Here is a 15,459-nt window from a genome sequence, read left to right as displayed (position 1 = left end):
CCGGGGGTGCCGCTAGCTGTCGCTGTTGCTCCCGGTCCGGGACGCGTCCTGGCAACTTTCCGCGCCCTTGCACTTCTGGAGCGCGGTGAGGGTGCGGTGCAGGGCGGCCCGCTGTTCGGCCGAGAGGGACGCCTCCCGGTTGGTCAGCTGCTCGGGGTCGGAGTCCAGATCGTAGAACTCCCGCTCTCCATCGGTGTATTCGACATAGAGGGAGTCATCGGTCCGCATCGCCGCGTAGGTCGGTGGATCGCCCGCGTTCTTGGGCGCCGCGTCGGGATCGCCCTTCTTGGACGCCGCCTTATGGTGCTCGACCAGGACGGCATCGCGCCACTCGTCCTCGGTCCGGCCGTGCATCAGGTCGTTGAGGCTGCGTCCGTCCACGCCCGACGGCGGGTCCACGCCCGCGAGGTCCTGGAAGGTCGGGTTGAGGTCGACGTTCTCGGCGAGCTGGGACACCTTCTTACCCGCCGGAACATCGGGTCCGGTGACCATCAGCGGCACGTTGATATCGGTGTCGTAGGCGGTCTGCTTTCCGGTGCGGAGCCGGTGTTCGCCCATGTGGAAGCCGTTGTCCGACCCGAACACGATATAGGTGTTGTCCGCCAGGCCCTTGTCCTCGAGCGTCTTCTCCAGCTGACCGATCATTTCGTCGACCGCCTGGACCGAGCGCGCTCGCTTGGCGAAATTCCGGTCGATCCCCTGCTTTTCCTTCGGCGTCAGCGGTGACAATGAGCGCTGCCATTCCGGCGCGTTAACGGTCGCCTTGTCATAGGCATCGGTCTGCGGAGCCTTGAGCCCCGGGAACTTGCCCTTGTGGCGCGGCGCGGGTGTGTAGGGGCCGTGCGGTGCGAACGTGGCCACCTCCAGCATGAACGGCTTCTTCTCTTCCGCCGAGGAGCCGATGAACGAGGTGGCCTTCTTCGACAGGACGTCCGTCAGATAGTCCTGGGGGTCCTTGCCATAGGGCACGACCTTGCCGTTCTCGTTCAGCTCGTAGTTGTACTCATGGTAGCCCTCCCCGGCGACGTCCCACTCGTCCCAGCCGGCGGGCACATAGGGCTTGTCGGTGCCGTTCTTGTCGCCCGGCTGGTATCCGTTGAGGTACTTGCCCATGAATCCGGTGCGATAGCCGGCGCGTTGCATCGCGGGCCCGAAGGTCTTCTTTTCGTTGCCGTTCTTCAGAAAGGCGCGGTAGCCTCCGTCGTCGCCGCTGTTGGTGAAGACACCGGTGTTGTGCGGGAATTGACCCGTGAGAATGGATGTACGCGACGGGCAGCACAGCGAGTCGGTGGCGAAGAAGTTACTGAAGGTCATCCCCTTCTTCTGCATCTCCTGTACGTGCGGCATGTACTTCACGAGATTCCATGACAGGTCGTCGGTGAGGACGTACACGATGTTGGGCTTCTTACCGGAAGCCGAGGCGTCGGTGTCAGAGGTGGCACCTTCGGCCGTGTTCACCCCTCTGTCACACGAGGCCAACATCGCGACGGCCAGGGCCGCACACAGGGCGGCGAGGACACGTGGACGGCGACTGCCGAACATGGCGCAACCTCCTACGAGTTGTGCGTCTTCGTCGCCGGGAACCGTAGGAGGCGGTCTTGTGTGATTCTTGTGAGTCGCCTACGGCATGGCGGCGTGCCGTTTGACGAGTTCGTAGGAGCGCAGGCGGGCGGCCAGCGCGTAGACCGGTGTGACCAGCATCAGCTCCTCCGCGCCGGTCGCCTTCGCCACCTCCGTCAGACGGCCGAGGACCGTCTCGGGAGTGCCGTACGCCTGATGGGCCCCGAACGCCGCGACCCCCGCCCGCTCCTCCGCGGTGAACGGATGCGCCGACGCCTCTTCGGGCGAGGGGAACGGGACCTCGCTGTGACCCTTGAGGAGCCCGGCCTTGACGACGTTCATCGGGCCCGCCAGCCACGCGGCCTCGTCCTCGGTCTCGGCGCAGATGGTCTCCACGCACACCAGCACACGGGGGCTCGCGCACCACGGGGAGGGGGAGAAATGCGCGCGGTAGTGGTCGAGCGCGGCGAGGGTGTTGTCGGGGCGGATGTGATGGGCGAAGGCCATGGGCAGGCCGAGCCGCGCGGCGAGCGCCGCACCGGCGTTGCTGGAGGCCAGCAGCCACGGCTCCGGGAGCGTGCCGAGCGCGACCTCCTCGACCAGGAACCGCAGCGTCGCCGCCACATCGTCCAGGTACTCGTCGTCCGTCGTCGGACCGGCGCCGCGCCGCAGCGCCCGGGCCGTGGCCTCGTCGAAGGTGCCGGGACCGCGGCCGATGCCCAGGTCGATCCGGTCGGGGTGCAGCGCGGCGAGGGTGCCGAACTGCTCCGCCAGCATGATGGGGGCGTGGTTGGGCGCCAGTACACCTCCTGAGCCCAGGCGGATGGCCGAGGTCGACGCGGCCGCGTGGGCGGTCAGGACCACGGGTGGGAAGGCGCCGATGGCGGGGGAGTGGTGGTGCTCGGCGTACCAGAGCCGACGGTAGCCGAGGGCGTCGAGACGCTGGGCGAAGGCGGTGGTGTCACGTAACGTGTCCACGGCTCGCGTACCAGCTTGGACCATGGCGACTTCCAGCGCGGAGAGCGGCACATCGATCATGCTGTGAGCATACGGAGTGCCGGTGGTGTGCGGCAGCACTTCCCCGACTCCGGGTGTTCGGAACCCCGGTGGTCAGGGTATGCGTTGACGGTTTGGCCCACGAAAGAGGAGCGAGACCGCATGGCTGCCACGCTGGACGAGACCACCCGCACTTGGCTCCGGGAACCCCGGTTCTGGCAGGTGGCCACGCTGAACCCGGACGGATCGCCGCAGTTGACGCCGATGTGGGCCGATCTGGAGGACGGCCTGGTGGTGATCAACACCTCGGCGGGCCGGGTCAAGGAGGAGAACCTCCGGCGTGATCCCCGCGTGTCGCTGTGCTGCATGGACACCGAGGACCCGTATCACCGGGTGGAGATCCGGGGCCGTGCCGTCCGCTTCGTCGAGGGGGATCCGGCCGTAGGGGTGATGGACCGTCTCGCGCGGAAGTACCTGGGCACGGAGACGTTCCCCTGGCTGGCCCCCGGCGAGGTGCGGGTGGCGGTCTACATCGAGCCGGACCATGTCCACCGCGTGGTCGGCGTGGAGAAGTTCCGGCCGGGGGTGCTGCCGGACGCGTGAGGGCGCGGTTCGGGCACGGGGGGGCGGACACGGGGGAGGAGCGCGGGGTGGACGAGGAACGACGCCATGGTGACGGCGACGGCGGTGGTAGTCATGCCGGTGAACCGCTGGCCGACGCCGTCCAGGGAGTGTTGCGCTGGGCCACGGACGACATACCGCGGTTCACGAAGCTCCTGGTGTGGCTCTACCGGGCCGTGGACCACCCCACGGCCTCCCCCGAGGAGGCCGACGCGGAAGTGACGGCCCTGGGCCTGGACCGGCCCGGCCTCGCCCCGCTGCGCGAGCTGCTGACCGGGCTCGGGTCGGGCGAGGGCGACCCCCGGGCGCTGGCCCAGGAGGTCCGGCGCGGCGCGGACGTGGTCCGGCGGGCCCTGCGGGAGCTGTCGGCGCACACGCCCGAACGGCCCCGCGTCGCCAGGCTGCACGCCGCCCTGCTGGTGTGGGCCAACCTCCTCGTCCCCGGCACGATGGACTTCGACGAGCTGGACGAGGCCATGGCGGAGCCGGGGCCGGATCCCGACGACCGTCCCAGCGGCCCGGGGTATGTCGGGGTGGAGAAGCGGCTGGCCACTCTGGTCGACGCCGTACGGGTGTCCCAGACCGGCGATCTGGCACACCTGGAGACCAGCGCCGCCCGGCTCCGGGAGATGATCGACACACTGTCCGGGGACGGCGAGAGGGTCGCGACCGCCCGCCGTTCCCTGGCCGCCGGCTTGGCCGGGCGGCTCCATGAGGTGGCGGTGCTCGGCGGCAGCCTCCAGGCCGCCGACGCCACGCTCACCATGGCCAGGGAGTTGCGCGCCCCATACGAGGACGACGGCTCCCTGCCGTCCCTGTCCACGCTGACCTCGGTGGTGTTCGCCGCCCAGCACGAGCTGGCCCTGGCCCGCCGCAGCGGGGACCCCACCGTGCTGCCGCGCCTGGTCGAGGAGTTGACCGGTCTGTACGCGATACTGCCGCCCGACCAGGAGAACCGCTTCGCCCTCGCCGGTGTCCTGGCCGAGGTCCATCAGGAGCAGGCCGCCCGTACCCGGGATCCGGAGGAACGCCGCGCCGCGGCCCGGTACCTCAGGGAGGTGGTGGAGACCGACCCGCGGGGGCTCGCCCCCATGCTCGTACCGTACTTCCCGGCCGTACGCGCCGCCGCGCTGATCCAGCTGATCATGATCGAGCCCAGCCGGGAAGCCGCCGACGAGGCCATCGCCGAGGTCCACCGGATCGTCGAGGGACCGCAGCCCTCGCCCCGCCAGGAACTCCAGTCGCGGTACCAGCTCGGCCGGGCCCTGCTGCACGCGGCCCGCCACCTCGACGACCCGGATCTGCTCGACCTGTGCATCACCGAGCTGTCCCGGGTCCGTGAGCTGATCGCCGGGGGCGATGGCCTGCCGCACACCGCAGACGCCCTGACACAGCTGTCCGAGGCCCACTGGCTGCGCCGCGACCGCGGCGGGCCGCGCGCCACCGCGGACCGCGAGGCCGCCCTGGCCGCCCGGGGCGAGGCACTGGTCAGGGTCTCCGCCGACGTTCTGCTCCAACTCGGCTCCGAGGACGGCCTGTCCGTGGCCCGCTTCGGGTCGGCACAGGCGCTGTGGCTGGCCTACTGGACCACCGTATGCGGCCGCCCGGCCGACGCGGTGAACGCGCTGGAACTGGGCCGGGCCCTGGTGCTGCGGGCCGCCGCCGCGTCCCGTGGCATTCCCGAACTCCTCGAGGCCCGGGGACACCCGGACCTGGCCCGGCAGTGGCGCGCCGAGGTGGCCGCGGACATGCCCCAGTCCGACGCCACGGCCGCGCCGCCGGGCCAGGCCACCGGGCAGCGGATCCCGGGCACCCTGCGACGCAGGGCACTCGAGGCGCTGGGCGCGGGCAGCGGCGCGGACGCCTGGCGGCTGCTCGGCCCCCCGGACCTGTCGGCGCTGAGGGCCGGTCTCACCGCCTCCGGTACCGACGCGCTCGTCTATCTCGTCCCCGGACAGCGCCCCGGCATGCCCGGCTTCGCCCTGGTCGTCCGCCCCGACACCGACGCCCACACCGAAACTGACGCCGACAGTGCGCAGCCCGCCGTTCTGAAGCTGCCGCTGCTGACCCGCGGCAGCCCGCCACTGGAGCGCTACCTCGACGTCACCGCCCGGCGTACCGGGGCAGCCGCCGATGCCACGGCCGGACCGGGCCGTCGGACGGAGTGGGACGGGCAGTGGGAAGCGGCGTTGCGCGAGCTGTGCGACTGGGCCTGGCCCGCCGCGATGGGCCCCGTCCTGGCCGCCGTGGGCCCGCTCCACCAGCCGCCCAGGATCGTGCTGGTGCCGTGCGGGCCACTCGGCGCGGTCGCCTGGCACGCGGCCCGCACCCCGTACGGGACCAACGGGCGTGAGCACCGGTACGCCTGCGAGGAAGCGGTGGTCAGCTACGCCCCCTCCGGCGCCGAGTTCCTGCGGGCCGCGCCCCGGGACCGGCTGCCCACCACCGCCGGGCAGGTCCTGGTCGCCGACCCCGAACTCAGCCTCGTATGGGCCGAGATCGAGACGGAGGCGCTGCACACGGCCTGTTACCCGGGCGGCCTCCGCTACGGCGAGTTCCCCACGGCCGACGTCAGCGACGCGCCGGGGACACCCGAGGACATCCTCGCCGCCCTGCCCGGTGGCGGCTCACCGGTGGCCGTTCTGCACATCTGCTGCCACGCCCTGGCCGGTCCTGACCCCACGCGCTCGGCACTCTGGCTCGCCGCCCCGCCGACCGGTCCCGAGCAGGCGGGACGCCTGACCGTGGCCCGCATCCTGGACGGCGCCGCCACCGAACAGCCGGGCGCGGCGGGCCCGTTGGTGGTGCTCAGCGCCTGTGAGACGGACCTGAGCACCCGCGACCACGACGAGGCGCTGACCCTGTCCACCGCCCTGGTCGCCCGTGGCGCGGCCGATGTCATCGGCTCTCGCTGGGCCGTGAACGACGCGCCGACGGCCCTGATGATGGCCGTCTTCCACGACTTCGTCACCACACACGGCCTCGCCCCGGTGGACGCCCTGCGCGCCGCCCAGCTCTGGATGCTCGACCCGCGCCGGGAGCCCCCGCCCACCCTCCGCGGTGAACTCCGCGGCGAGGCCGCCCGTACCGACCTCGACCAGATCCACTTCTGGGCCGCCTTCACCCACCAGGGCAACCCGGCGGCCCGGAACACACACTGATCCCGGCTCCGCGCCCTGCTCCCCGCGCCCTCCGGCCGAACGCGGGGCTATCCGAGGACGAGCGGGAGCTTCGCGGCCAGGTCGCCCAGGTTGGCCCGCTCGTCGGCGGTCGGGGCCCGTCGCCCGGTGCCGACCAGCAGCGTGTCCTTGTCGGACCACGACGCGGGGAACGCCGCCCCGGCGATCCTCTCCAGCATCTCGCGCGCCCCGGCGAGGCCCTCGGCGGGAGGGTCCGCCGCGCCCGGGAGGTGGGCGATCAGATCGAGATGGTGCAGGGTCCACTCCATGACGTACGCGGAGAGGTAGTCGCCCGCGGTGAGCACCACATCGCGGGTGCCGACCCGGAGGGCCGGGTCGGCGAGCCCGGCCGCGCGCCCGGCGGCGGAGCCCACGTCGTCGAGGTGGAACTTCAGCAGCCCCGGATCCTCGTACGCGGCGGCCAGCCGGACGATCAGCGCGTCGAGCGGGTCGTCGCCGGTCGGTGGCGTGTCGGCCACCTCCCAGTAGGTCACCGCGTCGCGCGTCGGTTCCGCGTCGGTGGGGGTCACCAGGGTGATCAGGACGTCCTGAGCGTCGATGACCAGGTGGGACACCAGGTCCCGGACGAGCCAGCCGGCACAGCCGGAGGGCCGTGCGAAGTCCTCGTCCGGGAGTTCGGCGACCGCCGTGCGCAATGCCGTCCACGAGCGTGAGAAGAGATCCACGGCCGCAAGCTAGCAGCGCGCGGCCCATCGGGCGACCGATTTCTTCCCCGCCCCGTCAGAAGGGCTATGTGTCGTAGTGGCGGACGTCGTCGAGGTATTCGCGCGCCCGCTCCTGGACCAGTGGGGGCAGTTCACCGGCGGCCAGATCCGCGAAGGTGGTCTTCTCCAGCACCTGCCGCAGACTCGCCCGCACCGCGCGCCACACATCGGGCAGCACCGCCGCCGCTCCGGGGTACTCCAGACCGCTGAGGCCCACGTCCCGTACGTTGGCCAGCGGGCCGTCGATGGCGCGGATCGCGTCGGCGAGGGTGATCTCCCTCGCCGGGCGCGCCAGCAGATATCCGCCTTCCGGGCCCCGCACACTGCGCACCAGATGGGCCAGGCGCAGCTCGCGCAGGATGCCGAAGAGGAAACGCAGGGGAATGTCCTGCCGGGTCGCCACCTGCTCGGCGGTCAGGGGTGAGCCCTCCGCGGCCGCCAGTTCGGCCATCGCCCGGACGGCATAGTCCGACTTGGCTGTGATCCGCACCCGGGCAAGTTATCACGCACGTCCGTTTCATGGGGCCGGGCCCCATACCACCGGCTTGGGCGTCCACCCTGGTGGCGGTCGAGGTCGCCGCGTTGTTCCGCCATGAGTTCACCAAGTTCATTGAATTGGTGAACTTAGATGGCTACGGTACCGGTTGCGTGAGCGGGGCATCGGTTCTGCTCCGCCGCCGGTTCCGGGGAAGCAGGAGGTATCACATGGCATCGCCAGAGCCGTGTAGCACGTCAGGGCCGTATACGAGGACCGTCGCCGTCGTGGGGGCGGGGGCCGCCGGCGCGCTGGTGGCGATTCAGCTCTGCGAGACGGCGGCACGCCGCCGTGTCCCGTTCGAACTCCTGCTGATCGACCCCGCCCCGGAGGCCGGTCGCGGCGTCGCCTACTCCACTCTCGACCGGCGCCACCGGCTCAACGTCCCGGCGGGCAAGATGAGCTGCTACCCCGACGATCCCGGACACTTCGTGCGATGGCTGTGCCACCACGGTGAACCGGACGTACGGAGCGGCGACTTCGCGGAGCGCTACCGCTACGGCGCCTACCTCGCCGACACCCTCGGCCGGGCCATCATGGCCGCCCAGGGCGTCGTCACCGTCCGCCGACTGCGCACCCGGGCCACCGGCTGCCACTGGACCACCCTCCCCGGCGGCGGGGACCCGCGGGCCCGGCTGGAGCTCGCCGACGGCCGTACCGTCGAGGCGCACCGCGTGGTGCTGGCCACCGGGCCGTCCCGCGCAAGCTCCGCCTGGGCCCCCGAGGACCTGCGTGGCAATGACCGCTTCATCGCCGACCCCTGGGCGCCGGGCGCCCTGGACGCCGCCCTCCAGGACGGCCAGAAGGAGGATGTACTCCTCGTCGGCACCGGGCTGACCTCGGTGGACATCGCCATGACGCTCGACCGCCCCGGTCGCACGGTACACAGCGTGTCCCGTGGCGGAAGGCTGCCGCAGGCGCATGCGGTGGACCCGCTGCCCGCCGCCGCGTGTACGGCCCCACTGCACGGTCTCTCCCTGGCCGCGCTGCGGGCCGCGGTGCGCCGGCACATCGGCCGCGTCATGCGCAGCCACGGCGACTGGCGGCCCGCGGTGGACGGGCTGCGCCCGGTCACGGCCGAGATCTGGGCGTCGATGTCCACCGCGGAACGGGCCGAATTCGTCGAGCGGGACGGCTCGTTGTGGAACACCCACCGCCACCGCATGCCCCCGGCCACCGCCGAGGCGGTCGGGCGCATGCGCCGCACCCGGCGGATGCGGACGTACCAGGGGCGGCTCGCCTCCGCCTGGGCCCGGCCGGACGGCTCCCTGACCGTGTCCCTCACCACCGCCGATGGCCCCCGCACGCTGCCCGTGGGCTGGGTGGTGGACTGTACGGGGCCGGGCCTGCGGCTCTCCGACACGGCCGACCCGCTGTGGCGGAGCCTGCTCGACCAGGGCACCGCGATGCCCGGCCCGCTGAGCATGGGCGTCGCCACCGACCACGGACGGCTGCGTGGCGCGGACGGCGGCACCACACGCCCCCTGTGGACCCTCGGCGCGCCCCGCCGTGGCGAGTTGTGGGAGACCACCGCCATCCCGGAGATCCGGGCACAGGCCGCCACGATCGCCGAGGCCGTCCTCGACCCGTGGACGGCCCCCGCACCCCCCGCCACCGACGGCCCCGCCCGGCGTCCGACACGTCGGCCCACGGACACCTCGGGCTTCCCCCTCAGCACCCACGCGGCCGCCGCCACCGCCTACCGCCTCGGCGTGGACCGGCTGCTGAAGGTCCGGACCGGGGCCGCGCAGGCGCTCCGCCGCTCCGTGGCGCTCGACCCCGGCTTCGCCCTCGGCCACGCCGCGCTCGCGCTCATCGGCCATGAGTGCGGGGCCGACGTGGATGTCCCCCGGGCCCTGGCCGACGCCCGGCGCGCGGTGCGCGAACGCGCCGACGACTACGAACGCTCCTTCGTGGACGTCGTCTCCCGCCGCGTCCCGCACACATCCGCGGACGGTGACGCCGCCCTCCTGCGCCACCTGGAGGAGTATCCGGGTGACGCGCTGGCGCTCGCCGTGGCCGTGCCCACCATCGCCTTCTCCGGTCTGCGCGATCTCGACGGCACCACCGCGCTCCGCGTGGTCGAGCACACCGCCCCGGCACACGGGGGAAGCTGGTTCCACACCTCCCTGCTCGCCTTCATGCGCCAGGAGCAGGGGCGTTACGACGAGGCCGGAGTCCTGGCCGAGCGCGCCCTGGCCGCCGAACCCGCCTCGGGCCACGCCATGCACGCGCTCGCCCATGTGCACTACGAGTCCGGCGACCACCGGGCGGGCCGTGAGCGACTACAGCGATGGCTGGCCCACCAGGGCCGCGGCGGAACACATCGCGCCCACTTCTCCTGGCACGCCGCCCTCCACGAACTCGCCCTCGAGGACACCGCGGCGGTCCGCCGCCGGTGGGCGGAGCAGCTGTCGCCGGGGAAGGTGTACGGGGTCCGCGCCCTGGTCGACTCCGGCTCCCTGCTGTGGCGGGCCCGGCTGGCGGGTGCGTGGCAGGGCCCGTTCCCGATCGGCGACGTCCTGGACACGGCGCCCGCCGACGTCCTGGAGCGCCCGGCCACCGCGTTCGTCGCCCTGCACTCCGCCGTCGCCCTCACCGCCGCGGACGACCTGCCGGGGCTGCGGCGGCTGCGGGTCCACGCCCTGCGCGCCGACGAGGTGCAGCGACGTGTCATCGCCCCGCTGTGCGCGGCGTTCGAGGACATCCTGGAGGAGCGCTGGACGGACGCGGCACGCGGATTGGAGCGCCTCCTGCCACGCCTCCCCGGCGTGGGCGGTAGCGCAGCGCAGCGCGAGGTCGTGGAGGAGGCCCTGCTGTACGCGCTCGTGTCCGCGGGCCGGTGCGAGGCGGCCCGCGATCGTCTGGAGGAGCGGCTGGACCGCCGTTCCTCCCCCCACGACCGCCGACGGCTGGCGGCCCTCTCCTCCTGACCGCACTGTGCCGCCCGCGGCGGGCCACGCGGCGGAGCCGCATATCGGTGCTTCCCCCTCCCCTTCCCTCAACCGGGGCTCCGCCCCAGTCTCCGGGGTCTGGGGCGGAGCCCCACTGTTTCCCACGCGCCCCGGCCCGGATTCCCGGGCCGGGGCGGTGACATGTGTGGGGATGACAGTGGACCAGACCACTTCCGTCACACGTCTTGACCGTGAACGGACAGAGGGTATGGTCTAGACCTAGTGCGGCGCTGATTCACGGCCGCCCCTCGCGGCCCGTGAAGCGCTCCGTGCAGCCACCCCCCACATCCCCCCACATCCCCACCTTCGGCAAGGACTTCCCGTCTGGCGTGGGGCCTCGCCGTGAAGGAGTTGGCATGAACATGAAACGAAAGTTGGCGGTCGTCGTCGGCGCGGGGATAGCCCCCCTGGTCGCGCTGAGCCTCCCCGCGAGCGAGGCCAGCGCGCACGGCTACATCTCCACCCCGCCGAGCCGCCAGGCCCAGTGTGCGGCCGGGACCGTGTCCTGCGGCGACATCAAGTACGAGCCGCAGAGCGTCGAAGGCCCCAAGGGGCTGACGAGTTGCAGCGGTGGCAATGCGAAGTTCGCCGAACTCGACGACGACAGCAAGGGCTGGGCGGTCACGCCCATCCCGTCCAAGGCCGACTTCACCTGGAAGCTGACCGCGCGTCACGCGACCAACACCTGGCAGTACTTCGTCGGTGGCCAGAAGGTCGCCGAGGTCAACGACGGCGGGGCGCAGCCGGGCGAGACCGTCACCCACCAGGTGGACTTCGGCGGCCTGAAGGGCAAGCAGAAGGTGCTCGCGGTCTGGAACATCGCGGACACCGCCAACGCCTTCTACGCCTGCATCGATGTGAACATCGGCGGCTGAACGCGGTCGGGTGAACGCGGGCTGTTTGAACATCGGCGGTTGAACACCGAAGGCCGGTCGCCTCTGGGGCGGCCGGCCTTCGGCGTCGCCGTGTGCGGGAAATGCGGTGCGCCCGGCTATCGGGGGCCGTACGTCAGCCTGCGCAGCAGCTTTTCGGCGGGCCCCGGAAGCGAACGGCGCTGGAGGAGATGGGCCCCGGCCACCGTGGCGAGCCAGACCAGGACGGCGCTCAGGAATGCGGTGAGCGTCGGGCTGCCGGTCCGCTCTCCGAGCGCGAGCGCGAAGGGGGAGAGCAGTACCACCCATGCGAGGGACTGGAACAGATAGCCGCTCAGCGACCGCTGGCCGAGCGCCGCCAGGGCCTCCACGGGAAGCTTCCGCCGCGACGCGGTGCCTGCCTTCGACAGGCGCAGCGCGAGGAGCCCGAAGAGCGCCACATATCCGGGGCCGCCGAACTGGCCGCTCACTTCGTACAGGCTCAGGAACGCGTCCGCGGTGGCCTTGTCGACATGTACGAATCCGCCGCTGACCAGGCCGATCGGCACCCCGCCCGCGAAGGCGACACCGAGCGCGACCACGGCGGTGCGGACCAGCAGCCGCCGGTGGCGGGCCGGGTCCTCCAGGATGCCGCGCCGCGCGGCCCACGCGCCCAGCCAGACGATCACGACGATCCCCAGCGCGGTCAGTGTGTGGATCGGCCACTCGCCGAGCCGGTCGGCCACGGACGTGAGGTAGTCGGGGGCCGTGAGTGAGTCGACGTCGTCCGTCGGCACGGCGGCGGACCCCGGGCCGCCGTGCGTGGCGCGGTACCCGGCCACGGCCGCCAGGGCGGCGGCGTACACCGCCGTGCACCCCCACAGCCACAGCACGACGCGGTGCACACGCTCGCCCCGGCGCAGGAGCAGCAGGGTGAAGGCGATGCCGACGATGCCGTAGGCCCCGAGGAAATCACCGAAGTTGAGCAGTGCGGCATGGACGAGGCCGAAGGCGACGAGCCATGCGTTGCGCTTCAGCAGCACCGAGCGGGCCGCGCCGGGCCCGGACCCCTCCGCGTCCTGTCTGCGGGTGAGCTGCACCAGCCCGTAGCCGAACATCACGGCGAACATCGGATAGGCGCGGGCGTGCACGAAGACGAACATGACGAGGTTGAACGGGCGTTCCCAGCCGTGTGGCGACGCCTCGGCGCCCGGCTGGTTGCCGAAGGCGGCCACCGCGGCGTTCGCGAGCGCGATGAACAGCAGCATGGTGCCCCGCGCCAGATCGGGGGCCAGGGCCCGTTCGGTCCGGCGGACGGGGCCCCGTGCGGGGCCCTGGGCATGGGACTGCGTTATGGCTGTCACCTGGATCTCTCTCCGTCCTGACATGAGGGCCCAGCGGGCAAGGGGCATGGGCGAGCCCTCGGCGCCCTGGCTTAGTATAAGGCATAATCTATATGGCAGATACTAAGTGCCGGTAGGCCATGATGTACCTGGTGAGCAACCGAGGCAGGAGAAGGAGAAGCGCCATGTCGGCCGAGCAGGAGGAGGCACCCGCCGAGCTGGCCCGGCTGTGGAGGCTCCCGGCCCCGGCCTCGGGCCTCGGCCGGCCCGCCGCACTCGACACCGAGCGCGTGGTGCGGACGGGGGTGGAACTGGCGGACCGCGACGGGCTGGCGGGCGCGACGCTGCCGAAGATCGCGAAGGAGCTGGGCGTCTCCCCGATGTCCCTCTACCGCCATGTGGGGTCCAAGGACGAGCTCCTCGTCCTCATGCGGGACCTGGCGCTCGGCTCTCCGCCCGAGGTCGAGACCGCGCCGGACCGGTGGCGCGAGGGGCTACGGCAGTGGACCGTCGCCCAGCGGCTGGTCCACCACGACCGTCCCTGGCTCCCGCGCCTCCCCATCGCGGGGCCGCCGATGGGGCCCCATGAGATCGCCTGGATGGAAGCGGGCCTGAGCGCGCTGAGCGGCACGGAGCTGGACTGGGCCGCGAAGGTCGGCAGTCTGGCCCTGCTCAGCGGCTATGTGCGCCACGCCTCCCTGCTGTCCCAGGAACACGCGCAGGGCAGGAGCGAAACGGGACTGAGCCAGGAGGAGACCGAACGGGCCTACGGCAGGACCCTGGCGCGGCTCATCACCCCGGACCGCTTTCCGCAGGTGGCGCTGTTGTTCTCGTCGGGCCTGTTCGAGGCGGCGCCCGACGGGGCGTACGACGATCCGGCGACCGACCATGACTTCGTCTTCGGCCTCGAACGCGTCCTCGACGGGATCGCCGTGGCCGTCGACCGCGCGCGGACGGGGACGGGCTAGAGCGGGACGCGGCAGGGGGCGATGACGCCACGCGAGGGCACGGAGTGGGTCAATTCGGTGTCGGGGCGGTGGTGGCACGCCCCGACACCCGTCCTCTTCGGGCGATGACCGCGGTCACGGTCTTGCCCCCCGGCTCCTCACGGACGGCCGTGGCCGTGGCCAGGCCGCTGATCATCGGCCAGCCGAATCCGCCCCCCTCGCCGCGCACATCCGGAGAGCGCCGGTGCGGCGGTACGCGGCTGGCATCGCCGACGGCGACGGTGATGGCGTCGGGGTCGGCCGACACGCGCAACGAGCAGAACCGGCCGCCCGAGTGCCGTACGGCATTGGTGACCAGCTCCGAGACGACCAGCATCACCGCGTCGGCGGCGCCCTGACCGGGCGCCGGACGCAGGCCTTCCAGAAAGCCGCTGGTGAGATGTCGTGCGTGCGCGGCGGCTTCGGGGCGGCATTCCAGGGTCTCCCGCACCGTGGACGGCGTGGCGGCCGTCCGCTGGGCCGTGGCGGTGTGCATGACGCTCACCTCGTTTCATCGGGTACGTATCGCGCGGCTGACGGTTTCCACGCGCTTACCCGATGCGGCGCTCCCGAAAAGGGACGCCCTCAGGATCCCTTTCCATAGGTGCGCGGTGCGGAGGTGGAGGGCGGCAGATCCCCGTTGAAGCGGGTGTCGACATAGTCGGCGAACTGATAGCGGCGCGGGGTGAGCTTCAGCTTCGCGAAGGTGTCCGCGATCTCCTGCTCCGAGGCGACGGCGGGCTTGTCGACGGCGACGTACACCCTGGTGCCGTTGGTCCGCTTCACCGAGTCAAGCGCCACCTGGTACGGCAGCCCGGTCTCCTTGCCCCACACCTTGGCCCACTCCTCGGGGTGCTTGTAGACCCAGTCCTGGGCCCGGCGGAGCCGCCCGAGATAGTCCTTGATGACCTTGACCTTCTTCTTGTCCTCGAGGGAGGAGGGGTTGGCCACCTGGAAGTTGAGGCCGTTGACCACCCCCTGGCCCGTGGTGAGGACCCGCGCGTCCGACTGGCGCAGCGCCTGGGAGGTGTACGGGTCCCAGACGGCCCAGGCGTCCACCTTGCCGCGGCTGAAGGCGGCCAGGGCGTCGGCGGGCTGGAGGAAGCTGACCTTGACGTCCTTGATCGAGAGCCCGGCCTTGGCCAGCGAGGCGACCAGTTGGTAATGGGCCGAGCTGCCCTGTGCGACCGCCACCGACTTGCCCTTGAGATCGGCCGTCTTCTTCACCGGCGACCCCTTCTTGACCAGGATCGTCTCCCCGTCGGACGTGCCGTGCTTGGCGGCCACGACCTTGATGTGGGACCTGGCGGCCGCGGCGAAGACCGGTGGGGTGTTGCCGACCCCGCCGATGTCCACGGCCTTGGCGCTCACGGCCTCCAGGATCGGCGGGCCGGAGGTGAACGTCGACCACTTGATCTTGTAGGGGAGGTTCTTGAGCTGCCCGGCGGCGCGCAGTACCGCCTCGTCATTGCCCTTCTGGTCACCGACCTTGAGGGTCACATCGCCCTTGCCGTCGGTGTTGCCGGAGGAGCCGGAGTCGTTCTGCGCGTGCGAGCTGACGCAGGCGGACAGCAGCAGGGCGAGGGGGAGGGACAGGGCGGGGACGATACGCCGTCGCATGTCAGCAGGGTCCGTTCGGGAGGTACGGGAAGTACGGGAGTACGGGGGTGCGGGAGTACGGGGAGTTCTGGAGGGCGGGCCGGATCCGG

General features: G+C 71.9%; 12 protein-coding genes. 5 read left to right on the top strand and 7 right to left on the bottom strand.

Features of this window, described 5'->3' with window-relative positions:
- Window positions 1-12 precede the first annotated feature (12 nt).
- Together ACJX2R_RS08680 and ACJX2R_RS08675 are read right to left on the bottom strand one after the other, a co-directional pair.
- Window positions 13-1,458, bottom strand: a complete 1,446-nt coding sequence (locus tag ACJX2R_RS08680; protein ID WP_413099538.1) for a sulfatase — start codon at window positions 1,456-1,458, stop codon at window positions 13-15.
- Window positions 1,459-1,620: 162 nt separating this feature from the next.
- On the bottom strand, window positions 1,621-2,598 hold the full coding sequence (locus ACJX2R_RS08675) for an MsnO8 family LLM class oxidoreductase (protein WP_413099537.1): 978 nt from the start codon (window positions 2,596-2,598) through the stop codon (window positions 1,621-1,623).
- Window positions 2,599-2,718: 120 nt separating this feature from the next.
- Between ACJX2R_RS08675 and ACJX2R_RS08670 the strand changes: the two genes are divergently transcribed.
- Complete coding sequence (locus ACJX2R_RS08670; RefSeq protein ID WP_413099536.1) at window positions 2,719-3,159, top strand: PPOX class F420-dependent oxidoreductase; 441 nt, start codon at window positions 2,719-2,721, stop codon at window positions 3,157-3,159.
- Window positions 3,160-3,206: 47 nt separating this feature from the next.
- Window positions 3,207-6,338: a CHAT domain-containing protein gene (locus ACJX2R_RS08665; RefSeq protein WP_413099535.1), complete on the top strand. Its 3,132-nt coding sequence runs from the start codon at window positions 3,207-3,209 to the stop codon at window positions 6,336-6,338.
- A 47-nt stretch (window positions 6,339-6,385) separates the two neighbouring features.
- Here ACJX2R_RS08665 and ACJX2R_RS08660 read toward each other — a convergent pair whose 3' ends face one another.
- Both ACJX2R_RS08660 and ACJX2R_RS08655 read right to left on the bottom strand, forming a co-directional pair.
- Window positions 6,386-7,042, bottom strand: a complete 657-nt coding sequence (locus ACJX2R_RS08660; RefSeq protein ID WP_413099534.1) for a maleylpyruvate isomerase N-terminal domain-containing protein — start codon at window positions 7,040-7,042, stop codon at window positions 6,386-6,388.
- A gap of 64 nt (window positions 7,043-7,106) precedes the next feature.
- On the bottom strand, window positions 7,107-7,571 hold the full coding sequence (locus ACJX2R_RS08655) for an RrF2 family transcriptional regulator (protein ID WP_262698878.1): 465 nt from the start codon (window positions 7,569-7,571) through the stop codon (window positions 7,107-7,109).
- Window positions 7,572-7,786: 215 nt separating this feature from the next.
- On the opposite strand from ACJX2R_RS08655, the gene ACJX2R_RS08650 reads away from it, so the two are divergent.
- Window positions 7,787-10,549, top strand: a complete 2,763-nt coding sequence (locus ACJX2R_RS08650; RefSeq protein WP_413099533.1) for an FAD/NAD(P)-binding protein — start codon at window positions 7,787-7,789, stop codon at window positions 10,547-10,549.
- A 377-nt stretch (window positions 10,550-10,926) separates the two neighbouring features.
- A complete protein-coding gene (locus tag ACJX2R_RS08645) occupies window positions 10,927-11,445 on the top strand; it encodes a lytic polysaccharide monooxygenase auxiliary activity family 9 protein (protein WP_413099532.1) in 519 nt (172 codons plus the stop codon).
- Window positions 11,446-11,561: 116 nt separating this feature from the next.
- Here the strand turns inward: ACJX2R_RS08645 and ACJX2R_RS08640 are convergent, their stop codons facing one another.
- Entirely contained in the window at window positions 11,562-12,785 is a 1,224-nt protein-coding gene (locus tag ACJX2R_RS08640) for a DUF418 domain-containing protein (protein ID WP_413099531.1), read from the bottom strand.
- A gap of 164 nt (window positions 12,786-12,949) precedes the next feature.
- Here ACJX2R_RS08640 and ACJX2R_RS08635 point away from each other — a divergent pair, with 164 nt between their 5' ends.
- Complete coding sequence (locus tag ACJX2R_RS08635; RefSeq protein WP_413099530.1) at window positions 12,950-13,732, top strand: TetR/AcrR family transcriptional regulator; 783 nt, start codon at window positions 12,950-12,952, stop codon at window positions 13,730-13,732.
- 49 nt (window positions 13,733-13,781) lie between these two features.
- On the opposite strand, the gene ACJX2R_RS08630 is transcribed toward ACJX2R_RS08635, so the two are convergent.
- Both ACJX2R_RS08630 and ACJX2R_RS08625 read right to left on the bottom strand, forming a co-directional pair.
- Window positions 13,782-14,246 carry an ATP-binding protein gene (locus ACJX2R_RS08630; protein WP_413099529.1) on the bottom strand — a complete coding sequence of 155 codons (465 nt, stop codon included), beginning with the start codon at window positions 14,244-14,246 and terminating at the stop codon, window positions 13,782-13,784.
- A gap of 89 nt (window positions 14,247-14,335) precedes the next feature.
- The gene (locus ACJX2R_RS08625; protein WP_413099528.1) at window positions 14,336-15,370 is read right to left on the bottom strand and encodes an ABC transporter substrate-binding protein; all 1,035 of its coding nucleotides are present in this window, start codon (window positions 15,368-15,370) and stop codon (window positions 14,336-14,338) included.
- Window positions 15,371-15,459 lie beyond the last annotated feature (89 nt).

This window comes from Streptomyces sp. Inha503 (assembly GCF_047215865.1).
GTDB lineage: Bacteria > Actinomycetota > Actinomycetes > Streptomycetales > Streptomycetaceae > Streptomyces > Streptomyces lycopersici.
This window is presented reverse-complemented; position numbering and strand designations above follow the sequence as displayed.